1 rRNA gene is annotated in these 362 nt (G+C 57.2%); it reads right to left on the bottom strand.

The features are described from left to right. Nucleotides 1–362 (bottom strand): 16S ribosomal RNA (locus tag HMPREF2537_RS03740); the annotation flags it as partial.

The raw sequence follows: 362 nt of genomic DNA, 5'->3' as shown, positions 1-362 counted from the left end.
GCTTCGTCCCTGTCGAAAGGAGTTTACAACCCGAAGGCCGTCATCCCCCACGCGGCGTCGCTGCATCAGGCTTCCGCCCATTGTGCAATATTCCCCACTGCTGCCTCCCGTAGGAGTCTGGGCCGTATCTCAGTCCCAATGTGGCCGTACACCCTCTCAGGCCGGCTACCCGTCGACGCCTTGGTAGGCCATTACCCCACCAACAAGCTGATAGGCCGCGAGCTCATCTTGCACCGAAAAAACTTTCCAACCACCACACTAAAGGCAGTTCATATCCGGTATTAGACCCAGTTTCCCAAGCTTATCCCAGAGTGCAAGGCAGATCACCCACGTGTTACTCACCCGTTCGCCACTCGAGTACC

This window comes from Corynebacterium sp. HMSC074E01, from assembly GCF_001808885.1.
In the GTDB taxonomy this organism is placed as follows: domain Bacteria; phylum Actinomycetota; class Actinomycetes; order Mycobacteriales; family Mycobacteriaceae; genus Corynebacterium.
Note: the sequence above shows the minus strand (reverse complement) of the source record. Positions and strands in the feature narration are given on the sequence as shown.